The sequence below is a fragment of the Streptosporangium sp. NPDC002544 genome (assembly GCF_040295965.1).
Classification (GTDB): Bacteria; Actinomycetota; Actinomycetes; order Streptosporangiales; family Streptosporangiaceae; genus Streptosporangium.
In genome coordinates, this window is the sequence record NZ_JBEOWJ010000008.1 from 31,667 (window position 1) to 54,147 (window position 22,481).

Annotated in this window: 16 protein-coding genes and 1 pseudogene; 10 read left to right on the top strand and 7 right to left on the bottom strand. The window is 65.6% G+C overall.

The window, feature by feature from the left end; genetic code table 11:
• Positions 1–55 precede the first annotated feature (55 nt).
• Positions 56–808, bottom strand: a complete 753-nt coding sequence (locus tag ABT061_RS13855) for an SDR family NAD(P)-dependent oxidoreductase (protein WP_350916215.1) — start codon at positions 806–808, stop codon at positions 56–58.
• A gap of 750 nt (positions 809–1,558) precedes the next feature.
• Here ABT061_RS13855 and ABT061_RS13860 point away from each other — a divergent pair.
• Positions 1,559–3,286 (top strand): DUF4012 domain-containing protein, encoded by a 1,728-nt coding sequence (locus tag ABT061_RS13860; protein WP_350916217.1) that lies wholly within the window; start codon positions 1,559–1,561, stop codon positions 3,284–3,286.
• Positions 3,287–3,427: 141 nt separating this feature from the next.
• Positions 3,428–4,120, top strand: coding sequence for an arsenate reductase/protein-tyrosine-phosphatase family protein (locus ABT061_RS13865; protein ID WP_350916219.1), 693 nt, complete (start codon positions 3,428–3,430; stop codon positions 4,118–4,120).
• On the opposite strand, the gene ABT061_RS13870 is transcribed toward ABT061_RS13865, so the two are convergent.
• Genes ABT061_RS13870 through ABT061_RS13890 form a run of 5 tightly spaced genes read right to left on the bottom strand, consistent with a single transcriptional unit; the run spans position 4,110 to position 9,732 of the window.
• Positions 4,110–5,492 carry a tyrosine-protein kinase domain-containing protein gene (locus tag ABT061_RS13870; protein WP_350916220.1) on the bottom strand — a complete coding sequence of 461 codons (1,383 nt, stop codon included), beginning with the start codon at positions 5,490–5,492 and terminating at the stop codon, positions 4,110–4,112. The two genes, ABT061_RS13865 and ABT061_RS13870, sit on opposite strands and share 11 nt — an antisense overlap.
• Before the next feature lie 4 nt (positions 5,493–5,496).
• On the bottom strand, positions 5,497–6,534 hold the full coding sequence (locus tag ABT061_RS13875; protein WP_350916222.1) for a glycosyltransferase family 4 protein: 1,038 nt from the start codon (positions 6,532–6,534) through the stop codon (positions 5,497–5,499).
• On the bottom strand, positions 6,531–7,520 hold the full coding sequence (locus tag ABT061_RS13880; RefSeq protein ID WP_350916224.1) for an NAD-dependent epimerase/dehydratase family protein: 990 nt from the start codon (positions 7,518–7,520) through the stop codon (positions 6,531–6,533). Before ABT061_RS13880 ends, ABT061_RS13875 begins: the two co-directional genes overlap by 4 nt.
• A gap of 56 nt (positions 7,521–7,576) precedes the next feature.
• Positions 7,577–8,542: an NAD-dependent epimerase/dehydratase family protein gene (locus ABT061_RS13885; protein WP_350916226.1), complete on the bottom strand. Its 966-nt coding sequence runs from the start codon at positions 8,540–8,542 to the stop codon at positions 7,577–7,579.
• Positions 8,539–9,732 (bottom strand): glycosyltransferase, encoded by a 1,194-nt coding sequence (locus ABT061_RS13890; protein ID WP_350916228.1) that lies wholly within the window; start codon positions 9,730–9,732, stop codon positions 8,539–8,541. The genes ABT061_RS13885 and ABT061_RS13890 overlap by 4 nt, the downstream gene beginning before the upstream one ends.
• A gap of 287 nt (positions 9,733–10,019) precedes the next feature.
• Here ABT061_RS13890 and ABT061_RS13895 point away from each other — a divergent pair, with 287 nt between their 5' ends.
• The 8 genes and pseudogenes from ABT061_RS13895 to ABT061_RS13930 all read left to right on the top strand — a co-directional run.
• The gene (locus tag ABT061_RS13895; RefSeq protein ID WP_502991441.1) at positions 10,020–11,072 is read left to right on the top strand and encodes an IS701 family transposase; all 1,053 of its coding nucleotides are present in this window, start codon (positions 10,020–10,022) and stop codon (positions 11,070–11,072) included.
• Positions 11,073–11,490: 418 nt separating this feature from the next.
• On the top strand, positions 11,491–13,842 hold the full coding sequence (locus ABT061_RS13900) for a hypothetical protein (protein ID WP_350916232.1): 2,352 nt from the start codon (positions 11,491–11,493) through the stop codon (positions 13,840–13,842).
• 125 nt (positions 13,843–13,967) lie between these two features.
• Positions 13,968–15,128 carry a glycosyltransferase gene (locus tag ABT061_RS13905; RefSeq protein ID WP_350916234.1) on the top strand — a complete coding sequence of 387 codons (1,161 nt, stop codon included), beginning with the start codon at positions 13,968–13,970 and terminating at the stop codon, positions 15,126–15,128.
• A 427-nt stretch (positions 15,129–15,555) separates the two neighbouring features.
• The gene (locus tag ABT061_RS13910) at positions 15,556–16,809 is read left to right on the top strand and encodes a hypothetical protein (RefSeq protein WP_350916236.1); all 1,254 of its coding nucleotides are present in this window, start codon (positions 15,556–15,558) and stop codon (positions 16,807–16,809) included.
• 96 nt (positions 16,810–16,905) lie between these two features.
• A complete protein-coding gene (locus ABT061_RS13915) occupies positions 16,906–18,045 on the top strand; it encodes a glycosyltransferase (protein ID WP_350916238.1) in 1,140 nt (379 codons plus the stop codon).
• Between the two features lie 43 nt (positions 18,046–18,088).
• Positions 18,089–19,375, top strand: coding sequence for a lipopolysaccharide biosynthesis protein (locus tag ABT061_RS13920; RefSeq protein ID WP_350916239.1), 1,287 nt, complete (start codon positions 18,089–18,091; stop codon positions 19,373–19,375).
• Between the two features lie 188 nt (positions 19,376–19,563).
• The gene (locus ABT061_RS13925; protein WP_350916241.1) at positions 19,564–19,764 is read left to right on the top strand and encodes a hypothetical protein; all 201 of its coding nucleotides are present in this window, start codon (positions 19,564–19,566) and stop codon (positions 19,762–19,764) included.
• An 88-nt stretch (positions 19,765–19,852) separates the two neighbouring features.
• Positions 19,853–20,269 (top strand): annotated as a pseudogene (locus ABT061_RS13930) (IS66 family transposase zinc-finger binding domain-containing protein); the annotation flags it as partial.
• Between the two features lie 164 nt (positions 20,270–20,433).
• On the opposite strand, the gene asnB reads toward ABT061_RS13930, so the two are convergent.
• Positions 20,434–22,350, bottom strand: coding sequence for an asparagine synthase (glutamine-hydrolyzing) (asnB, locus tag ABT061_RS13935; protein WP_350916243.1), 1,917 nt, complete (start codon positions 22,348–22,350; stop codon positions 20,434–20,436).
• Positions 22,351–22,481 lie beyond the last annotated feature (131 nt).

Sequence of the window (22,481 nt, forward strand, 5' to 3'; positions counted from 1 at the left end):
CGGTGTCGTCAGGCCGGTGACGTCAGGCCGGTGTCGTCGTGTCAGTGGTGTCCGGTCAGCGGCGGCCGAAACGGCGGGAGACCAGGGCGATCACGTTGGCCGGAAGCAACCTGCTGACCCCGACGATGGCCTTGTAGCGAAGGTCGGGGACGCTCACCAGCACACCGCGGGCCAGATCGCGCATGGCCTCACGGGCGACGTTGTCCGCCGACAGCCACAGGAAGCCGGGGATGCCCGACTTGTCTATCGAGGCGCGCTCGTGGAACTCGGTGTGCACGAAACCCGGGCACAGGGCCATGACCCGCACGCGGCTGCCGGTCAGCTCCACGGCCGTGGACTCGCTGAAGTTGACCACCCACGCCTTGGAGGCGCTGTAGGAGCCCCCGGGCAAGAACGCCGCCACCGACGCCACATTGATCACCGCGCCTCGGTCCCGCTCCCTCATACCCGGCAGCGCGGCCAGCGTCAGCCGCAGCACCGCCTCGCAGTGCAGCTTGAGCATCCGCACCTCCTCCTCCACGGGGACGTCGAGAAAGTGGCCCCGATGGCCGAAGCCCGCGTTGTTGACCAGCAGGTCGACCCCCTCGCGGAGCCGTCGTTCCACCGCCTCCAGGCCCTCCTCGGTCGCCAGGTCGGCGGTGAGCACCTCGCTGCTCACCCCGTAGCGCAGGCGTAGCTCCTCGGCGGCCGAGGTGAGGCGTTTCTCGTCGCGGGCGACCAGGACGAGTGAGAATCCGTCGGCGGCCAGACGGCGGGCGAAGGCGGCGCCGATGCCGGCCGTCGCCCCGGTGATCAATGCGGTTGGCATACCCGCAGTCTAGGGACGACACGCTGGGGGAGGGGCGGGCGAACGCCCCGGGGCTTCCGGCCGGTGGCCGTGGCGACCTGTGATCGTCAAAGGGCGGAGAACAGTTGGCGATCTTTCGGTAAGTGTCACGAGGCGGCGAGCCCGTTCCCGACGAGGTTGCATATAACGGGTTCCAGGGACATGTCGCCCGCATTCCGGGTGTCGTTTCCGCAGCTTGAAATGCCGCCACCGGGGAGCTTGAAATGGCTGGAAAGTGTTTGGTACCCACCGTCTTGACGGTGACCGCCGGGGCCGTACTGGCCTTCGGAATATCGACGGCGGCCTCCGCCGCGACTTTGACCACCGTGACCGGTCTGTCCGCGCCGGCGGTCCAGCCGGGGCCGTACCCACCGCGTCCCGCGGAGCAGGTCAACGCGATCGCCCAGGACCAGGTCAACACGATCGACCAGAACCAGAAGCAGGGAAACCACATCCGCCTGGAAAACCGCAGGAGGCATCACCATCGTAACTGTGCGGAGGGCTGCCGTAACTGCGGAGGGAACTGCCGCGGTGGCGGCTGTGGGAGAAGTGGGAGAAGCTGCAGGCCGCGCGCGGTAGCGGGGAAGCAGTTGCCGTTCACGGGAGCACCCATGGGGTCGATGGCCGCGCTCGGCGGTGGCCTGCTGGCCGTGGGAGCGACCGGCACGCTGATCTCGGTACGGCGCCGTCGATCTGCCAGTGCCGAGTAGGCGACGACGCCGGATAGTCGTGGTGGGCCTGCTGGTCCCCGCAGCCCTGGGGCTGGCGGGGGGCTGGTCGGTCCACCTCGGCATGCGCGTGCGCGATCACCTGGAGGCGGCCAGGGGCGCGCTGGTCCAGTTGCGCGCGGTGGTGGGCGCGGGCGATCCGCGCCCGCTGACCGAGGCGCTGGCAGAGGCCCGGCGGCACGCGGCCGAGGCCCGGCGGCTCACCGAGGGCCCGGACTGGTGGGTGATCGCGCACACCCCGATCGCGGGGAACGCCGCGACCACCGTGCGCGGCCTCGCCGGGGCCACCGCCGAGCTGACCGATGTGCTCGCCGGCGTGCGGGAGGCAGCCGACCCGCTCCTGACGATCAGGACGCGCTCCCCGGGCGACCTGCGGCATCAGCTGGTCGCGCTCGACGCCGCGGCGCCGGCCCTGGACGACGGCGTCACCCGTCTCGGGCGGGTGCTCGCCCACCTGGCGGCCGCCCCGGACAACACCGGCCTGGGCAGGCTGGACGAGGCGCGTGACACGGCGCTGGGCGAGATCGGCCGGCTGCGTGGCCTGCTCCGTGACGCGGCGGACGCGGCCGCCCTGCTACCCCCTATGCTCGGCCGCGACGGCCCCCGCCGCTACTTCCTGGCGTTCCAGACCAACGCCGAGGCGCGAGGCACCGGGGGGCTGGTCGGGGCCTTCGGCATCCTGCGAGCCGACCGCGGCAGGGTCTCCGTCGAGCGCCTCTCCGCCAACAACGGCCTGGCCGCGAGTCCGGTCCCCGTCGCCGACCACGGCCAGGACTTCCTCGGGCGCTACGGAACGAGCGCGACCAGGATGCTCTCCGTCTCCAACCTCTCCCCGCACTTCCCGTACGCCGCGGCCACCTGGACGGGGCTGTGGGAACGGCAGGCCGGCGGGCGGCTGGACGGCGCCATCGCCACCGACCCGGTGGGCCTCGCCCACCTGCTGAGGGTGATCGGGCCGGTCCCGCTCCCCGGCGGGGGTGAGATCACCGCCGAGAACGTCGTCGATCTCACCGAGCGGGAGGCCTACGCCCGCTATCCCGACCCCGTGGCACGCAAGCGGTTCCTCATCGAGATCGCCGGCGCCGTCAGCGAGGCGCTGCCCAGGTCCCTCGCCGACCCCACCAGGCTGCTGCCCGCGCTGTCCGACATGGTGAGCGAGCGGCGGATCCAGATCTGGAGCCGCCACGAGGCCGAGCAGCGGCGGCTGGCGCGTACCCCGGTCGGCGGTGTGCTGCCGTCGAGTCCGGGCCCGTTCGCGGGACTGGTGGTCAACAATTCCGCCGGAGGCAAGCTCGACTACTACCTGGAGCGCTCCCTCGACTACGAGCTGGGCCCCTGCCGGGGCGGGCTGCGCTCCTCGACGGTGCGGATCCGGCTCACCAACGACGTTCCGGGAGGGACGCTGCCCTCCTACGTCACCGGCAGGCTCGACGCCCCGCAAAGCAGCCACACCCCCGGTTCCAACCTGCTGTGGGTGTCGCTGTACGGCGGACTCGACGCGAGGATGACCGCGGTCCGCCTCGACGGTGACCAGGTGAAGGTGATCAGGGAGGCCGAACGCTCCCACCCCGTCTACTCGGCCCTGCTGGAGTTCGCCCCGGGGCAGTCCAGGAGGCTGGAGTTCGACTTCACCGAACTCGCCTCCGACGATCCGCCAATGGTTCCGGTGCAGCCGCTGGTCCGTCCCCAGCGAACTCGCGTCACCCAGGACCCGCGGGGTTGCGCCTTCTGACGCCGAACTCCCCGGCGGGACGGCGGGTGGACCCGCCCGGCACCTGTCCTCGCGGGGCGCCGGCGCGCCGTATCGGCAGAAAAGAACAAAGAGGCGCGTGCCACGGGCGGTGGCGCACCGCGGGCGATCTACCCTCGCACCATGAGGGCTTCACCGGAGACCGATGGGATCGCACGGCACCCCGTGACCGTGGAAGGCGCCGGAGCACCGGGCGGGCACGAGGGCTGCGGGCAGCGCTGCTGGCGGGAGACAGGGGAGGCGCGGGTGCCGCGGGACGGTGCCCGCTTCCGCATCCTCTTCGTGTGCACCGGCAACGTCTGCCGCTCCCCGATGGCCGAGCGGCTGACCCGCTCCGCCATCGGGCCGTGCCCTGCGGTCCAGGTGATCAGCGCGGGCACCCACGCCGAACCGGGGCGGGAGATGACCGAGCATGCCCGGCGGGTCCTGATACGGCTCGGCGGCGATCCCACCGGCTTCGGCTCCCGCCCGCTCAGCCCCGAGCTGGTGGCCGCCGCGGACCTCGTGCTGACGGCCACCTGCGCGCACCGCGCGGAATCGGTGGCCATGCACCTCGCGGCGGCCACCCGGACCTTCACCATCACCGAGTTCGGCACGCTGGCGCGGGCCGTGTCGCCCGAGGAGATCGTCCGGCACCGGGAGCCCGCCCGGCGGGCCCGCGCACTGGTCGACGAGACGCGGGCGCTGCGCGGGCTGGTCCGGGTCGACCGGTTCGACATCGCCGACCCATACGGGCGATCCCGGCTGGTCTATCAGATGGTGGGACGGCGCATCGCGAGATCGCTCGCCGTCCCGCTCCGGTTGCTCACACGCTGACCGGCTTCTCGGCCGGTTTCTTGGCCTCAGCCTCGTAGCCATACCCGTAGTTGTAGCCGTAGTACGTGCCGCTACGGGCTGGGACGAAGTTCAGGACGGTCCCTACCACGCGGGCGTTGATCGACAACAGCAGTTCCGAGGCGCGGGCCATGTGCTCCCGGCGGGTCCTGCCGTACCGGGCGATGAGCAGCGCGCCGTCGCAGAGCGCGGTGATCGCCGCCGCGTCGGTGATGGGCAGCAGCGGCGGCGCGTCGATGATCACCATGTCATACGCCGCGGTGAGCTGGGCGAGCACCTCACGCATCCCGCCCGAGCCGAGCAGCTCGCTCGGGTTCGGTGGGATCTGGCCGCTCGGCAGGACGGACAGACCGGCTTCGCCCCAGACCTGGATGACCTCGTTCAGGCGTGCTCTGTCGATCAGCACGTCCGTCAGGCCGGTCGTCCCCTCGATGCCGAGGTAGCGAGGAATGCTGGGACGGCGCAGGTCGCCGTCCACCAGGATGACCCGCCAGCCGGCCTGGGCCAGCGTGATCGCCAGGTTGGCGGAGGTCGAGGACTTCCCCTCGCCCGGAAGGCAGCTGGTGACCACGAGTGACTTCGGCTGCCGGTCGACGCCGATGAACTGCAGGTTGGTCCGGAGCGCGCGGAACGCCTCGGACCTGGACGACCGGCCGTGGTTGCGCAGGATCAGGGGGTAGTGCCGCGCGTCCCGCTCGTAGCCGATGACCCCGAGGGTCGAGCTCCCCGACGCCTCCTGGAGCGCCTGGGAGGACTTGATGGTCGTGTCCAGCCGGTCGCGGAGGATGATCACGGCCATGGCGGAGAGCAGTGCGGCCAGCACGGCGACCACCAGGTTGGTCAGCGGCTTGGGGCTGACGGGCTCCAGCGGGACGTCGGCCTTGTCCACTATCGTGATCTTGACGGTGGGGAGGCTGCGAGGGGCGGGCCTCTCGATCTGATCGATCAGCTCGGTGAACCGGGCCCCCAGGTCATTGGCCAGCTGGGCGGCCCGTTCGGGGTCGGTGTCGGTGACCGTGGCACGCAGAAACACAGTGCCGGGAACGGCCGCGGCGGTGATGTTCTCCTGGAGGTGCCCGATGTCCTCGTCCTTGACGATCTGGCCGACCACCCGGCGGCTGGACAGCAGGTTGGCATAGGACTGTACCCGCTGGGCCGACAGCATGCCTGCCTGGTAGGCGGTGGAGAGGCTGCCCTCCCTGTCGTAGCCCGACACCAGCATGGAGATCGTCGCGACGTATTTCGGCGGTGTGTTCGCCGTGACGGCGAGCGCCGCGCCCACCGCCAGGGTCACCGAGAGGAGGATGAGCAGCCAGTTTCTACGCGTTAGCCGTACGTAGTAGAGCAGATCCACGGGGTCAACGCCGCCTTTCACGGATTTTCTGAGGGGTCTTGGGGCGCTGGACCGGCGAGTCGACGCTCACACCGCGCAGCAGACCGATGAGAACGACGGCGATCACACTCGCGACGACCAACGCGATGAGCGGTGACAGCCAGTCCAGGACCATCGCCAGGCAGAGGGCACCGGTGATCGTCGTGATCGTGCCCAGTGTGGTGGCGACCGTACGGGTTCCCAGACCCGTGCGGCGTAGCCGGTGCGACACGTGGTCGGTGCCGCCCTGCAACGGTGAGCGGTTCGTCAGTATGCGGGAGAGGAAGACCACGCAGGTGTCGACGGTCGCGACGAAGGTCGGCAGGAGCAATCCGGCGATCGTCTCGTCCGGCGGCCGTCCCGTGACCAGGACGGTCGCCGAGCAGGCCAGCGTGAATCCGAGGAACAGCGATCCGGAGTCCCCCATGAACATTCTCGCGGGTGCCCAGTTGTGCGGCAGGAAGCCCAGACAGGCGCAGGTGAGCGCGGCCAGCAGCACCGCGAGCGCGATATGGCCCTGGACCAGGGCCGTGGCCGCGAGGAGGCCGGCGGTCACGGCGGCGACGGTTCCCAGCGCACCGTCCATGTTGTCCAGCAGGTTGAAGGAGTTCGTCATCACGACGACCCACACCACGGTGAGGGCGCCGTCCAGCCACGTCCCGGTCACGGTCACCTGGACGCCGGAGAGCACCACCCCGATCGCCACCACGGCTTCCACGGTCAATCTGGTGGCCGCGGGCAGGGGGGCGATGTCGTCGATCAGTCCGAGGACGCACACCGCGGTGGCGGCCAGCAGGATCGCGGTGATCTGCAGGTCGGCGAAGCCGAGTGCGATCGCGGTGGGTACGGCCGTGCCCACCGCGATCGCGATACCGCCGAGGTAAGGGGTCGGGCGGGTGTGGGCCCTGTGCCCGCCGGGACGGTCGACGAGATCCCAGTGCAGCGCCAGGCGCCTCAGTGGTACGGCGACTGTCACGGTGAGGATGCAGGCGGTGCCCGCGGCGAGGGCGATCGTCCCGCTCACCGGGGGAGCACCACCGGATCGCCGGAGAACTCTCCGATGATCTCGGTGAGGATGTTGTCGAGAGAGCGCTGCGGAACCCAGCCGGTGAGCGCGTGGAGCTTCGCGGTGTCCGGAACCCTGCGGGTCATGTCCTCGAATCCCCGCTCGTAGGCCTCGGAGTAGGGGATGAGGTCGACCCCGGAGGTGGATCCGGTGAGCTCGATGATGACTTTCGCCAGCTCCATGATGCTGACCTCTTCGGCGGAGCCGACGTTGAACGTCTCACCGATGGCCGCGTCCTCGTCGAGTAGCCGGAGCAGCGCGTCGACCACGTCCGCGACGTGCGCGAAGCAGCGAGTCTGGGTCCCGTCGCCGAAGACCGTCAGCGGTGTGGCCGACAGGGCCTGCCGGACGAGGCTCGGGATCACCATGCCGTAGGTCGGGCTCTGCCGGGGGCCCACGGTGTTGAACAACCGGACGATGATCGTCGGCAGGTCACGCTCCCTGTGATAGGCGTTGGCGAGGATCTCATCGACGGCCTTGGCGGTGCTGTAGGCCCAGCGGACCACCGCGGGGCTGCCGAGAATGCGGTCGGCGTCCTCGCGCAGCGCGTCGGAGGAGTTCTTGCCGTAGATCTCGCTGGTGCTGGTGATCAGGATCTTCTTCCGGTACCGGTGCGCGGCCTCGATGACGATCTCCGACCCCCGGATGTTGGTCGTCAGCGACCGCAGCGGTTGTTCGACGATCAGCTTGACGCCGACCGCGGCCGCCATGTGGACGACGACGTCGCACCGGTGGACCAGCTCGTCGACCATGAGTTCGTCCAGGACCGAACCGTGCACGAAACGCAGGTCCGGGTGGGGCCGTAGGTTCTCCAGACGGCCCGTCGAGAGGTTGTCCAGGACGACGACGGAATCACCGCGGGCGAGCAGTGCGTCGGCCAGATGCGATCCGATGAATCCGCTGCCGCCCGTTATCAGATAGTTGGTTCTTGGTGCCGTGCTCACGGGTTCTCCTCATCACGTGTTTGGAGAGATCTCTGTTAGCGGGAGGAGGCGGTGGTTCACGCGTACGTGCCGAGCGTCGACTCGATGTCCGGAACCTGGGTTGTCTCGAACCAGCCCACCGTTTCGCGGAGCCCGTCCTGAAGCGGGACGGGACACACATCGGGGAACAGTTCGAGCAGAAGGTGGGGAGAGGCCTGGGACTGCCGGATGTCGCCCGCCCTCGGCGGTAGGTGAGCCGACTCGACCGGGCGGCCGAGGACCTCGGCGAGGACGTCTATCAGGTGCCGGAGGGAGACCGTGGCCCCGAACGCCAGGTTCACCGGCTTCATGCTCGTCACCCGGCGGACGGCCGCGTCGGCGATGACCCGCGTCACCGACTCCACGTAGGTGAAGTCCCGTGCCTGCAGACCGTCGCCGTGCAGCGGCACCGGCTCGCCCCGCAGCGCCGCCGAGACGAACGCCGGGATCACGGCGGCGTAGGCGTGGCCGGCGGTCTGCAGCGGGCCGTAGACGTTGAAGAAGCGGAACGGCAGCACCGGCAGCCCGAAACTGTGCGCGTAGGCCAGGGCGTAGGCCTCGCCTGCGAGCTTGCTGGCCCCGTACGGGCTGAGCGGCCGGGTCGGCAGGTCCTCGTGCTTGCGCGGTTCCGGACGTTCGCCGTACACCGACGAGGAGGAGGCGAGGATCACGTGCGGCCTGTTCGCGCGGCACGCCTCGAGCACGTGGAGGGTGCCCGTAGCGTTGACGGAGTGCGAGGCCAGCGGGTCGAGGAGCGAGCGGGGCACCGACGGGCGGGCGGCGAGGTGGACGACGGTGGCGACGTCCGCGACGAGGCCGGCCAGGAGATCCCGGTCCAGGATGCTGCCCATCACGAAGTCAACCTCGACACCATCGAGGTTGGTGAGATCTCCGCTGCTCAGGTCGTCCAGCACCCTGATGTTCTCGACTTCGGGCCGAGCCGCGAGCGCACGACACAGATTCGCACCGATGAACCCAGCTCCGCCGGTCACCAAGACTCTCACTTGTTCATTCCCCCCATGATTCCTGTTGTGACAAGGTGATTGCGGCGTTCCGCGCCCAGCGATCGATAAAGGGCTTCGGTGTCTGCGACAAGGCGCTCCACGTTGAAGGAGGCACCGGTCCATTGGCGGGCCGCCTCGCCCATCCGGCACGCGAGCACGGGATCGGAGAGCAGCTTCACGGTGTATCGCGCCAGCTCCTCGGCGTCGGCACCGGCCAGCAGGCCGGTGCGCCCGTCCTGGACGATCTCGGCGACGCTTCCGACCCGCGTGGAGACGGCCGGGGTTCCGGCCATCCCGGCCTCGACGAGGGTGAGGGGCGTGCCTTCGTTGTCGGAGGTCAGCAGGACCACGTCGGCGGCGGAGTACACCGTCTCCACATCCTTTCTCCAGCCGAGCAGGTGAAAGGCGTGCCGGATCGGCTCGATGTCCCGCTCGACCTGCTCGCGCAGCTCGCCGCCGCCGCAGACGACGAAGCGGCAGTCCGGCATCTGCCGGAGCACGGAGCGGGCCGTGGCGACGAACCGGTCGGGCCGCTTCACCCGGGTGAGCCGGCCCACGTATGCCACGACGGGCGCGTCGAGGGGCAGGCCCAGGGCGACGCGGGCGGCCCCGCGGTCGGGGACCGGGCCGAGCCGTACGCCGGGGGCGATCACCACGTACTGCTCCGGACGCCCGATCCGGGCTTCGAGCAGCTCGTCGCGGACGCGGGAGCCGACGGTCACCAGCCGGTCGGTCATGGAGGCGAGGATCCGCTCCGACCGCACGTAGAGCGCACGCTTCGGCCGCGTGAAGTAGCCGTTGAGGAGATGCCCGTGGAACACATGGATCCGGGCCGCACCGACACCGGACAGGCAGGCCGCCAAGCGCCCGAGGACACCCGCCTTCGCGGTTCTGGTGTGGACGACATGCGGCCGGAAATCGCGCATGGCCCTTGTCAACCGGATGAGGGCGAGGTAGTCGTCGGAGGGTTTGATCGACCTGCCGAGAGTCGGAATCAGGTGAACGCGCGCCCCCGGGCCCTTCAGGTTGAGGTGGTCGCCCTCATCGGCGTCGACATGGCCCGTGTAGAGGCGGTGGTCGAACTCCTTCAGTTCCAGCCCTTCGGACAGCCCCGATACCTGGGTAGCGGGGCCCCCCACGTTCATCCGGGCGATGATCTCCATGACACGAATTCGACCGTCCGGTTTCATGCGGGCTCCTCGGTGATGGCCTGTTCACGTCGGAGAAACTAGCTCAGGGATCGATCTGTCCCACTGATGCCGTCACAGTGGCGGCAAAGAGTTTCCATATTCCCTACCGGTACATGATCTAGCCGGTTCGCTCGCAATCATTCCTGGCAAAATATTTAGAAGTAGCAAAAATAGGATATAATTCTGTGTTTAATATTATGATGGTCCGTTTGTACCTCTGTACTACATCTGTAGATCGTTAACTGATTTGCCTGCGTGACTGTGGGTTGATGGGCGATGGTCTGCGAGTGACCTTATGTCTCACCTACGATCTCGTCGTGTCCTGGGATGCCGAACTCGCGGCGCTGACTGCGCGGATCGCCGATCCGTTGTTCAAGCGGCCCGAGCCGAAGGCGACGTTCGCGGACCTGGTGCGAGGCCTGCTGGCCGATGTGCCGCGCAAGAACTCCTGGCAGCTGGCCGACCACCTCGGGCACCAGACGGCCAACCGGATCGAGTGGCTGCTGTCGAGGGCACCCTGGGATGCCGACGCGCTGCGTGATGCGGTTCGGGCATACGTGATCGAGCACCTGGGCCGCCCCGATGGGGTACTGATCGCCGACGACACCCAGGCGATCAAGAAGGGCGACAAGTCGGTCGGGGTGGCCCGCCAATACTGCGGACTGACCGGCCAGATCGAGAACTACCAGGTGATGCCGATGCTCACCTACGCCTCATCGGCCGGGCACGCCTTCGTCAACCGGCGGCTGTACCTGCCCGAAAGCTGGGCCGGTGGCTTTGCCCGGCGCGCGGTGGCGGGCGTCCCCGAGCAGGTCGTCTTCGCCACCAAACCCCAGCAGGTCATCGACATCCTCACCGAGGAGATGGCCGCCGGCACCCCGTTCCGCTACTTCGCCGCCGACTCCGGTTACGGCCGCGACCCGGTTCTGCGCGCGTTCTGCCACACCCGCCAGGTCGCTTACGTGGTGGCCGTTCCGGTCGACCTGCCCGTACTCAAGGTCCGGGGCGGGAGTGAGCCGGTCGGTCATGTGCTGGATCGCCTCCTGGCCCAAGCCCCCACCGCCACCCCCATCACCGAGCTCATCGGTGTCGCCGGAGCGCGGTGGAAGACCGAAGAGAACAACGAGACCGGCAAGGACCTGCTCGGTCTTACCCAGTACCAGGTCCGTAAATGGGACGGCTGGCACCGGCACGTCACCAGCGTCATGCTCGCCCTGGCCTTCCTCGCCGTCAGCCACGCTCACCTCGATGACCAGCCCCGCCTCGAACAGGCACCTCCCGTCATCAGCGCCGGGCCGAACCAGGGAAAAGACCATCGTCTCCCGGAGCGCCCGAGCTGACCCCGGTCCGGCTGATCCGGCCCTCCCTCGCCGAGATCCGCCGCATCCTGGCCCGGATCCTCATCCCCGCGGCCAATGCCATCAGTCACGTCCTGGCCTGGTCCTTCTTCCGGCAGGCCCATCAAACCCGCGCCCTGATCAGCCACTACCGCCGACGAGGAGATCCACTCCCTCAAGATCTACGGAGGTAGTACCTGTGTCGGTGGACCTGGCAGGGCCGACCTGAATTGATGAGCTCGCCGGGAAAACCATGCTCAAGCACGCCGGCACAGGGCTGGCCCAGCTCAACTGTCTTGATTCTTTAAGAGGGGCTGGCTCCGGTCCAACGTGAAGACTCACATAAAGGAGTGGCAAGGACATTGCTGAGCGCGGGTGTTTTAGACCCCCTTGAGGCGCTCGCGTCGCGAGGCTTGTCCGCATGGTCAACGCCTCGCCGCCCCCGGGTTCTGTGTCGAGCCCACTCGAACCGATAAAAGACGTTCAAACGACTGGACTTCCATCCGAAGGAAGACATTCCACTCGATATCGAACGCTGAAGCGTTTTTCGGCGTTGCTGCCGACTGCGTTGGTGGCCGCTTTCGCGATGGCCGTGCTGAGTTTTTACGGCGTATCCGTGTCGGATATGGCATTCTTCGGTGTCTATGTCGTTCTATGTCTGGCGTTTCCAGGCCTGCTACTGATCCGGGCGCTGTACAGCGGTGACCGCACGCTGGCGGAGGAGATCGCACTCGGATTGGCGCTCGGCTACGCCATAGAAGTGATCACCTATATCATCGCTCGGGCTCTTGGGGCGCCACTGTTCGTCCTGGCATGGCCGATCATCACGTATGTGACCTTCCTCGCGGTTCCTCGACTGCGGAAACATTGGGCGAGTGCGTCTCTTACGCGTGCGCCGATCTGGTGGTCATGGTCTCTCGCGCTGATCGTTGCGTCTTTGATCGTCTGGAGTGCCCTCACCTTCTTTAGGTATGCCCTCACCTGGCCGGAAATCGGTGGATCTAACACCGATATGCCGTTCCACCTGGCCCTCATCGGAGAGGTGAGGCACCATGTGCCGCCCACGGACCCCATGGTCGTCGGTGAACCCCTCCTGTATCACTGGTTTGTCTACGCCCACTTCGCGGCGGCAAGCTGGGTGACCGGAGTTGAGCCGCTGGTGCTGCTGTTCCGGCTGGCCATGTTGCCCATGCTGGCCGGACTCGCCGTCGTCCTGGGGATGATCGGCAGGCGTGTCACAGGTTCGTGGGCGGGAGCCCTGCTGACTGTTGGGGGAACGTTCTTCATCGTGGCTCCGAGCCTGTATCTGGGCCCGAGCGTTGGGGTGTTCACATGGAAAGTTCAGTCATGGACAAGCCCATCCCAGACATTCGGGGCCCTCATATTCGCGCCGATCGTCCTTCTTCTGCTCGACCTTCTTGGACATCGGCGGCGCAGTGCTGGTAAGTGGCTTCTGCTAGGCATTTTTCTCGTGGTGGTCATGGGGGCCAAGGCCATATACCTCCCCCTGCTCACCGTGGGGTTGGTGACGGTGAGCGTGGTCGAGACGATCAGGCGACGCCGGCCACCTTGGCCTACGCTCGCCGCACTAGGAATGACCGTGGCATGTCTCCTTTTTGCTCATTTCGTGCTGTTCGGCCGAGCGCAGCAAGGAATGGTGGTCGATCCTTTCGCCCTCATGCGCGTCACCTGGAGAGAGCTAACCGGTCTAGAGGAAACGGCCGAGCCGGCGTCGACTGCGGTGCTTGGTACCGTACTCCTGTACGTACTGTGCTGGGTCATTACATGGTGTGGAATTCTTGGGCTACTGAGCCGGCCGCGGTTGCTCATGAAACCCGGAGTGGCCCTCATGCTCGGCATGGGCGCTGCGAGTATCGGCGTGTTGCTTCTATTCGGGCATTGCTCTATGAGCCAGATCTACTTTCTTGGAGGAGCCTATCCCTATGTGATGGTTGTCACCGCCTACGGGCTCATTGTCATCAGGCGGCGAGCACGGGTATCACCCAGGCAGATAACTGTCGCGGTTGCTGCAGGGGTGTTGGCCGCCTCTCTGATCCGTATCCTCTGTGGCGTCAAGGTCCCGTTGGATCCAGGCCAGGTGGACACCGTCCTGTATCGGCCGTACATAGTGCTGCTGGCCGTCACCGCCCTGGTCGCGGTCGCCCTGTTCCTCAAGGGGCGGCGCGGGATTCACCTCTGGGCCTTCATGATCTTCATGATCGCGGCTGTAGGCCTTCCCGCGGCCTGGGGCACACGTGTCCTTTCGCTCGTTGGTAACGATGTGGAGAACGTCGACCGGCAGGCGAGTCGTTGGGTTCCGGTCAGTGAGATCCCGCGAGGCGCCCTCACCGCAGCGCGATGGTTGCGCACCCACTCCGATCCAGACGACACGGTCGCCACGAACGCACATTGCCGCTGGGGGCATGAGAGTCCGTGCGACAGCCGCCATTTCTGGGTGGCCGCACTGACCGAACGGCGCGTGCTGGTCGAGGGGTGGTCGTACACGACAATGAATTTGAGCCGTTGGCGCCTGGGTCAGTCGTTTCAGAACATTCCGTTCTGGGATGCCGAGCGAATCCGGTCAAACGACGTGGCCTTTCAATCTCCCTCGCAGGCTGCGATCCAGCGTCTGAGAGAACGTTTCGGAGTGCGCTGGCTCTTCGTCGACGAGAGTCGTCTGAATTCCATCTCGAGGATTGAGGACTTCGCGAGACTCCGGTTCCGTTCCGATGATTACGCCGTTTACTCGATTTCGGACGGCTCTAGTTCGTGATCACACCAGAGATTACTCGACGCCCGCTGAGAAATGCGAACGGTACATGTCGCAGTGCGCTGTTGTTTCACTGCGACCATGAGCATGGCGCGGAGCTTGGAAAAGAATCTTTTGGCTGACTTCTGTTGCAGCTATATGGAGAGGTTGTTCGAGACATTGAAGAGCAGTGGAAAATCCCGCCTTTCGGAGACGACGTCATGAGCGGAGTGCATGTCTGCGAGGTGATCAAAACGCTCGATGTGGGTGGTGCCGAGGTCCTGCTCGTCGAGCGGCTACTCGCGGCGCCTCCTTCGGACAAGCGCTACACCGTTGTATGCCTGAGGGCATCTACTGCGGAGCTGACCGGGCGGCTACAGTCAGCGGGCATCCGCGTCGTCGATCTCACCCCTTGCCCGCGCCCGCTTCGCCCCGTTCGCCTCGTACGGGAGATCAGGCAGCTGGAACCCGATGTTCTCAACATCCACTCTCCTCTGCCGGCATCGCTGCTCCGGCCGGCGTCCCGGCTGTGGAAGTCTCGTCCAGTCCTGGTCTCGACTGTCCACAACGTGCGCTACTGCGCCCTGACGATGTTGCTCGACCGGGCGACCGCGTGGCTGGACACCCGGACTGTGGCTGTTTCCTCGCAGGTCGCCGACGCGCCCACGAGCAGCCGTGCCCGTGGCCTGTCCACCCGCGTGCACGGAGTCCGCGTCGCGGAACAGCGTCGCTGGGCGCTGCAGTCGGAACGGACCAGGCGGGAGTGGGGGGTTCCCGATGTCGCCTTCCTCGTCGTGCACGTGGCCAACTTCCGCACGCAGAAGAACCATGAGCTACTCATCGAGGCCGCGGCGAAAGTGGTCGCCCGGGAGCCACGTGCCCTGTTTCTGCTCGCCGGATCCGGCCCTCTTTATGAGCCGATGGCCCGTCGCGTCGCCGACCTGGGATTGAACGGTGTGCGACTCGTAGGACATGTGGCAGAGGCCGGCCGTCTGATCGCTGCCGCCGATCTTCTCGTACTCAGTTCCTTCTACGAGGGGCTCCCGGTCGTCGTCATGGAGGCTCTCGCCGCAGAGGTGCCCGTGGTATCCACCGCCGTCGGTGGAGTGCCCGACCTGATAGAGCACGGGCGAAACGGCCTTCTCACCAGGCCCGGGGATCCAGACGCCCTTGCTGAGGGCATCCTGCGGGCGATGCACCCAGAAGTCCACGCGCGTCTTCGCGAAGGCACACGAAACAGCGCGGAGCTCGTGGACATCAGCCGGACAGCGGAATGGTTCGACAAGCTATACGACGAAGTCTGCTCATAATCATCGGTTCATGCGTCCGAGACAGGGAAATATCAGGATTTTTGCATTTCTGTCCGAAGTGCACATCAGTGGGGGCGACAGCCGTCGGCGCCGGATGGGTCAGCGTTTCTTTGCGTGGATTTAGGAAAGGGTCCACCGCGCATTCGGACCCGTGGTATTCCACGGTCATTATCATCTACCGTAATGACAGGGAAAGTTGTTGTCACAGTCAGGGCATGACGAATGTCCGGCTGGTGAAATTGGCAGGTGCGAGTGGGCGGAGGTCGCCGCGCCAGTCGTATTGACGGGCCGCGATTTCTTCAACTACCCGTTCGTGGCTTGGGAGAGCGGCGGCGCCTTCGACGCCCAAATCGCTGCTCCGGCTCCGAGTCGAACGTCTCTGACTGGGTTCACGAGTAGCGATCCGACGATTATTAGGTGATTTACCATGGAGTACATCATCGTCGCTGCCATTGCAGTGATGCTAATTTTCATAGTCCGTGCGAGCTTCGATACACGATTGGCGAGCAGGGCGCTTCCCGTGCTGATGGCTGCTTTCGTTGTTCGGCTGGCAATCCATGTTCTGGTGATGCGATCCAGCATCATCGAATATGGCGGAGATAATCTCTACTATGAAGTCAGAGCCATGGAGATCGCTGAGTACTGGAGACGCGAAGGGATTCAATTCGTTAGTTCCGAGCAGATTGACTCTATCTATTCTGTTTCAGTGCCGTGTCATGTCTTTGCGGCTATTATATACCTATGCGGCGAGCGAGCCCCATTAGCGTGCACGGCCATTGTGGCGCTCATTGCCTGCGGGCTGTGCATTGTCATGTATAAATTTGCGCGACTCGTTGGCGCTGATGAGCGTGCGGCATTTCGGTTGCTTGTTATAACAGCTTTCGTTCCGGGATTCATGCTGCACACGTCCGACACGTTCAAAGACGGCTTCAACGCGTTCCTCGTTCTGGCGTGCCTCGGTCTCGCCGCTTCGAATATGCAGCGTTTCGACATGCGCAAACTGTTCTTTCTCGGCCCGTTGCTGTGGACGCTCTGGCATGTGCGTCCATATATGGTGTTCATGTGCGCTCTGCCTTTGCTTTTTGGTGTCGCGCGAATCAAACGCGCCCTCTCTGCACGCACCATTGTCGTCTTCACCACGCTGTTGATACCTGTTCTGATCTTTTTTCAAAGCGTTGATGAAATTGCTCCTGTCATGGCCCTGCAGGAGCAATTAGAGCGTGGTCAGTCGTCGCATGTCCGACTCGCCAACGCGGAGGGCGGTTCGGGTGTGATGTTCGAAGACGGTGGTAACGCGTGGAACGCGCTTGGACCGAAAATTATCTACACAATCCTGTCTCCGTTCCCTTGGATGAATGGCAGCCTGGCATTGCAGCTCGGCAAAATAGATACATTGCTCTGGTATTATCTTCTCTACTGTGCGGCGTATGGGATTCGTCGGCTGTGGTGTTACGACCGCAGAATGATGCTGATCATCCTGCTGTTCATCGTTCCAGGTACGATCGCCTACGCGACGACCGTTTCAAATATCGGCCTGATTTTTCGCCAGCGAATGCCGATCGTGATGGTTACGAGCCTGCTGGCCGCGATCGCATGGACCAAGACGCTGCGAAAAGAAGAACAGTCCGTGGCTGCATTCGCAGACGCAACGGCGTCCTCTGTTTCTGAATCACGGAAGTGAATTCGCCCCCGGCTCACAGTTCTCGCAGGGTGTGATGTCAACGGCACTCTTGCGAGTGAAATGCATAGTAATGCTGCTCTAAACGAAGGTCCTGTCATGACGGCAAGAGACGAAGTCAACGTTCAGCGTGTTGTACTTGTCACCGGGCACCTAGGGTTGGGAGGTGCGGAGAAACAGCTGTCTCTACTCGCACGAGAGCTGTGCGGCAGGGGCATCGAAGCGCACGTGTTCGTCCTGTCGAAAGGTGGTCCTCACGAAGCATCTCTCCGTGATGCCGGAGTCGAAGTGCATCATCTCGGCTTTTCCCGCCGGCCATCAGGCTCAGCGGTCCTGGTCGGAAACCTGCGGGCCTTCGCTCATCTCGTCAAGCTACTCAAACAACTCAGACCCGACGTCCTTCACGGATTCCTCTACGAGAGTTATGTTCTGGGATCCATCGCCGCACGACTGGCGCGAGTTCCGGTCGTGGTCGCGGGACGACGCACCCAGGGCTACCTCAAGCCGAGACCCCGGTGGTACACCGCTCTCGAAAAGGCTGTGACGGGAATCACTGATCACGTCATCGCCAATGCGGTGGCCGTCGCAGAAGGCACTTGCAAGGTCGAACGTGTGCCAAGCCACAAGGTGAGCGTGATCTACAACGGTCTTCCGGCTTCGGCGTTCGAGCCGGCCAAGCCGGAGAACATCGACACCGCGCTCCCCGTGGTGCTGTGCGTGGCACGTCTCAGCACAAACAAGGGGCATCGGTTCCTCATCGATGCCGCCGCGCTGCTTTCCCGGGATGGTCACCCATGCACATTTGTGCTCGTTGGAGACGGCGCCGAGCGTAAGCGCCTCCAGAGACACGTGAATGAGCTCGGTGTTGATGTCCGTTTTCTAGGTTTTCATACAAATATCGAGGGATTCCTGGCCCGCGCTGACGTGGTGGTCCTCCCTTCAATCTCCGAGGGCCTGAGCAACGCGGTCATGGAGGCGATGGCCGCCGGTCGGCCGATTGTCGCCACCAGGGTAGGCGGTACACCTGAACTGCTTGAGGGCCGCGGAATCCTCGCGCCCCCCTCGGACCCGGCAGCTCTGGCGGAGGGCATCGTCCGTCTGCTCGACGATCCTGAACTCGCCGTTTCGCTGGGGGCTGCGGCGCGTGTCTGGGCACGAAAGAACCTTGACATGGATGTCATAACTGAGGAGCACATTAACCTGTACCACCAACTCATGAAGGCTCGATGTGCGAAATAGGAGAACACGCGACCCTAGGTATCTGGTTCCCCCTGTTCCAGACATGAGTGACAAAAACCTCACCAAGGTCGTCCAAACGATGGCGAGTCAGGCGCTACCTCTGGCTCTGGCGGCGATGGCAGGCGTTCTTCTGGCGCGCATCCTGCAGCCCGAAGGCCGGGGCATCTACGCGACGATCACAACCACTGCCGGGATCGCGATCGTCTTGGGCCACCTTTCGGTGGGGAAATCACAGATAGTGTTCTGGCCGACTTGCGAACGGCATCGATCCCTTACCGGCAACGCCCTGATCCTCGGGTTGGTTCTCGGTCTGGTGTCCACTCTGGTCACCCTCGGGGTCGTGATTATCTTTCTTCCCCTCCCGGCGCCTTATCTGATGATCATAGCTCTTGTCGCGGTGCCGTTCGGCGTCGCGTCGGTCAATCTCAAGGGAATTCTGCTCCTTCAGGATCGTATCGGCTTGATCAACCGAGCGGTCGTTATGGCAGCGCTTTTCCTGTATATTCCGATCTTGGTGCTCGCGATCACGGGAAATCTCACTCTTACGATGGTGGTCGCCTGCTGGGCGATTTCCACGGTCGTTCCCTTCGTGCTGTTCACCCGGTCACTCGGTCTCCCCGCCATGCGGGGGGAGGCGGCGCTCGCCCGTGAGCAACTCTCGCTGTCTGGTCGCTACCACATTGGGCTAGTTGCCTTCCATCTACTGCTGACCGTCGACGTCTTGCTCTTGAATGCCTTTGTCTCACCGGCCGAGGTGGGCCTGTACACCGTCGCGATGGCGTTCCTCTCCCTCGCGAGGGTTCCGACCGACGCGATAGCGCAGGTCACGCTTCCTCGCCAAGCGGTCGAGGACGAGTTGGCCGCCCAGGACGTCACTGTGCGCACAATTCGGCTCAACCTGCTGCTCTCATCGGCCTGCGTCGGTGCGATGGCGATCACGTCACCGACGTTGATTCCGCTCTTGTACGGCGCTCCCTTCGCAGGGAGTGTGGCACCGTTGCTCGCCCTCGCTCCCGGCATGATCGCGTGGTCGCTTCTCCGGCCGGTCGAGCAGTACCTGGTGCGGTTGCGCCGCCCCATGACCATGGCCTCCATCGCCATCGGTGCCCTCGTGGCGAACCTCGGGCTGAACGCCGTGCTGATACCGCTGTGGGGAGCCACCGGGGCCGCACTGGCCTCTAGCGCGAGCTACATCGCTATAGCGGCGATTGAGGTCCAGTGGTTCGCCCGAACGGCCGGAACCGACGTGCGAGATTTACTGCCCCGGCTCTCCGACCTAATGAGAGCTACCAGGTCACTCCGCCCGCGGGGGCAGAGGCCGGGTAGTTAAGGCACTCGTGGTGCTGTCGAGCACGTGAGTTCCCGGGACATGGGAACGGAGATCCAGTAGACAGGTGATCTTCCACAACCATCCGTCAAAGAACTGGATCTCCGTTGATTGCCGAGTCTGCCAGGGTAGGCATTCGGAGGTTCGCGATCATGGTGTGAGCACCGCCCGCGCGGCGGGATGATCTTTGGGTGCCGAAGACCCCGGATCGCCGCCCGTCGTATGACGAGCTGGCCGCGTTGGTGGTCCGGCAGATGGCCACGATCGAGGCTCAGCGGGAGACGATCGCGCAGCTGGAAGCGACGGTCGAGCGGCTGACCGCGCGGGTCGCCGAGCTGGAACGCAGGCAGAGCCCGCAACTCGGGGAACTCCTCGCTGCCGCCGTCCAGTGACACCTTCGTCCGGTCGGACAAAAAGCCGCCGGCCAAGAGCGGGCGCAAACGGGGCCGCCAGCCCGGAGCACCGGGAAGCGGCCTGGCCGTGGTCGATACCCCCGACGAGGTCGAAGACCACGTCCCGGCCGCCTGTGGCGGATGCGGGAAGGAGCTGTCGGCCACCGACAGCGTGGGCTATTCGCGCCGCCAGGTCCGCGACATTCCCCTGGTCACCGTCACGGTGACCGAGCACCGCGCGTATCGGTGCCGATGCGGCGGGTGCGGCCGCCTCACCAGCGCGGACATGCCCGAGACGGTGGCAGGCGCGCCATCGTCGTACGGGCCGAACCTGCGCGCACTCGCCGCCTATCTGCTGGTGTTCCAGCACGTGCCGGTGGAACGCTGCGCCCAGTTGATCGCCGACGTCACCGGAGCCCGGGTCTCGCCGGGCTGGGTGTCGTCGATCCTGGCCGAGGCCGCCACCCTGGTCGCCTTGATGCTGGCGCACGTGCTGCATGTCGATGAGACCACCACCCGGATCGGGGCCGGGCGGCGCTGGCTGCACGTGGCCTGCATGAACACCTTGACCCTGCTCGGTCTGGGCGAACGCTCCCGCCAGGGTGCCAACTCCCTCTGTGGGCCAACAGATCGATGTTGGGAAGTACCGGCGCAGCAGGGCGTCGGTGGTCACCCCCGTGTCTGCGGGCAGGCGGCCCCGGTCAGGGCGGGTGCGCCTGGTACGGCGTGTGCCCGGTGCCAGAGTTCGAACTGCAGCAGGGCCCACAGGCGGTCGCTGTGGTCGGCGCCCTCGGCATGCCGCCGCAGTAGGTCCAGCACCGCGGCGCGGCGGAACAGCCCCTTGCTCCTGGCGGTCTCGTCGGTCAGGACGTCGTGGGACAGCTCGCGCAGCTCGCCCCGCAGCCACGCAGCGAGCGGCACACCGAAGCCCTGCTTCGGGCAGTTCAGCAACTCCTGGGGCAGCCAGGGCGCCATCGCCCGCTTGAGCAGCAGCTTGGTCCGGCGACCGCGGACGTTCATGGCGGCGGGCAGCCCAGCCGCCCATTCCAGCAGGTGGTGGTCGAGGAAGGGCGACCTGGCCTCAAGGGAGTTGGCCATCGTCGTGATGTCGACCTTGACCAGCAGATCACCGGGAAGATAGCTCATGGTGTCGACGTCGAGGACACGGCCGAGATCGGTCGCGGCCGACGACTCGCGGAAGAGCGTCTCAAGCAGGAGGAGGCTGTCCATGTCCGCCATCTGCTCGCGGAAGGCGTCCGTATAGATGGCCGCCTTCTGCTCCGGCTTGAAGCAGGACATGAGCGTGGCGTAGCGGCGGGAGGGCGGTTCCGCGACGAACCGCATCAGCCGCCCGACCTGCCGGGCGGGCGACTTGGAATGGCTCCGCTCAGTGATGAGGTTGCCGAAGCGGGCGGACGCCGTTGCAAGGGGACGGGGCAGAGCCGGGATCCGCCCGGCCTGGTTCATCAGGGCGTAGCGCTGGTAGCCGCCGAAGCACTCGTCGCCGCCGTCGCCAGTCAGCGCCACGGTGACGTGGCTGCGGCTGAGCTGCGCGACGTAGAAGCTGGGGATGGCGGAGGAGTCGGCGAATGGCTCGTCGAAGTGCCACGCGAGGCGCGGCAGGACATCGAGCAGGTCAGCCGACACGGCGAGCTCGTGGTGGTCCGTGCCGTACCGCTCGGCGACCAGGCGTGCCTTGTGCCGCTCGTCGTAGCGGCGGTCTTCGAAGCCGATGCAGAACGTCTTCACCTTTTCGGGGCTCTGCATGGCCATCGCGGCCACCACGGCGGAGGAGTCGATCCCACCGGAGAGGAAGGCACCGAGGGGGCGCTCGCTCACCATGCGGACCCGCGTCGCCTCCAGCAGCAGCTCCCGGAGCCGCTCCTCGGCCTCGCGCTCGTCGGTGAATCGCTGTTCGGCGCGGTCCAGCTTCCAGTACCGCCGAATGGTCGCTCTCCCGTGCTCCCAGATGAGAACGTGCGCCGGTGGGAGCTTCCGCACCCCTTCGTAGATGGACCAGGGGGCCGGCACGTACTGGTAGGTCAGGTAGTGATGGAGCGCGACGGGGTCGATCTCGCGGCGCATGCCGGGGTCTTGCGCGAGGGATTTCAGCTCGGATGCGAACCATATGGAGGAGTGGTCGGCTCGCCAGTAGAGGGGTTTCTTGCCGACCCGGTCGCGGGCCAGGATGAGCCTTTCCCGGGTGCGGTCCCAGATGGCGAAGGCGAACATGCCGCGGAGCCGGTCAAGCATGTCGGTGCCGTGTTCCTCGTAAAGGTGGACGAGGGTTTCCGAGTCGCCTTCCCCGCGGAAGCGGTGGCCTTTGGCGGTAAGTTCGCGACGTAGTTCTGCGTAGTTGTAGATTTCACCGTTGAAGACAGCCGTGATGGCGCTGTCTTCGTTGTAGACGGGTTGGTCGCCGGTGGCGACGTCGATGATGGCCAGGCGTCGCATGCCAAGTGCGGCGTGGTCGTCGTCGTGATAGCCGACGCCGTCCGGGCCGCGGTGTGTGATGACGTCGCACATACGGCGGACCAGATTGGTGTCGGGGGCCAGCGTCGACGCCATTCCGGCTATCCCGCACATCGGTCCTCCAGTGGTCGGCGATACAGGTTGACGTTCCGCAGTCTCCCGGCAGGACAGCTACTTGGTGCTAAAGACCTCGGCGACGCTCGATAAATACCTCACGCAGCACCAGGTCTTCCTGCTGACTATCG

What these genes read in the sequence shown, in the direction of transcription:
- ABT061_RS13910 (WP_350916236.1), top strand. Translation starts at nt 15,556, where the DNA reads ATGGAGTACATCATCGTCGCTGCCATTGCAGTGATGCTAATTTTCATA.
- ABT061_RS13915 (WP_350916238.1), top strand. Translation starts at nt 16,906, where the DNA reads ATGACGGCAAGAGACGAAGTCAACGTTCAGCGTGTTGTACTTGTCACC.
- ABT061_RS13855 (WP_350916215.1), bottom strand. Translation starts at nt 808, where the DNA reads ATGCCAACCGCATTGATCACCGGGGCGACGGCCGGCATCGGCGCCGCC.
- asnB (WP_350916243.1), bottom strand. Translation starts at nt 22,350, where the DNA reads ATGTGCGGGATAGCCGGAATGGCGTCGACGCTGGCCCCCGACACCAAT.
- ABT061_RS13900 (WP_350916232.1), top strand. Translation starts at nt 11,491, where the DNA reads ATGGTCAACGCCTCGCCGCCCCCGGGTTCTGTGTCGAGCCCACTCGAA.
- ABT061_RS13920 (WP_350916239.1), top strand. Translation starts at nt 18,089, where the DNA reads ATGAGTGACAAAAACCTCACCAAGGTCGTCCAAACGATGGCGAGTCAG.
- ABT061_RS13865 (WP_350916219.1), top strand. Translation starts at nt 3,428, where the DNA reads ATGAGGGCTTCACCGGAGACCGATGGGATCGCACGGCACCCCGTGACC.
- ABT061_RS13890 (WP_350916228.1), bottom strand. Translation starts at nt 9,732, where the DNA reads ATGAAACCGGACGGTCGAATTCGTGTCATGGAGATCATCGCCCGGATG.